Annotated in this window: 1 protein-coding gene; it reads left to right on the top strand. The window is 73.3% G+C overall.

All coding sequences use genetic code 11. The features are described 5' to 3' along the window. Positions 1 to 487: hypothetical protein (locus tag N2041_RS14825; RefSeq protein ID WP_297679412.1), on the top strand; the 487-nt coding region annotated here is incomplete at its 5' end. Positions 488 to 509: the final 22 nt, after the last annotated feature.

Genomic DNA, 509 nt, shown 5'->3' with positions numbered 1-509 from the left:
CTACGACCGCAACCCCGTCGTCCTCTGGAACCACGACACCGCCCAGCTCCCCATCGCCCGCGCCGTCCCCGGCGAGCGGGTGGTGACGGAGCGCGAGGTCATCGACGTCCACGAGTTCGCGCGGCACCCGCAGGCGAAGGTCACGTGGGAGCTCGTCGCCGAGGGCTTCGTCTCCGCGACGAGCGTGCGCTGGCTGCCCGGCGAGACGGAAGTGCGGACCATCGGCGGCGAGGCGGTGCTCGTCTTCACCCGGGGGCATGAGCATGAGCTGCTCGAAGTCTCCTACGTGACCGTCCCGGCCGACCCGGGCGCGCTGGTGGTGCGCGCCGGCGGGGGCCGGCTCTTCGAGCTGGTGAACGGCGAACGGCGCTTCCCCGGGTTCGAACCCGCGCCGGCGGCAGCCGGGGCAGGAGACCCCGCCCGTGCGGCGCGCCGCCTCCGCGAGGCTGCGGAGGCGCTCAAGATGCTGGAGGTGGCACATGTCTGACCCTGTGGTGGAGGAGCTGAGC

The sequence above is a fragment of the Tepidiforma sp. genome (genome assembly GCF_026419595.1).
Lineage (GTDB): Bacteria > Chloroflexota > Dehalococcoidia > Tepidiformales > Tepidiformaceae > Tepidiforma.
The sequence above is the reverse complement of the archived record's forward strand: the minus strand, read 5'-3'. Positions and strand labels throughout refer to the sequence as shown.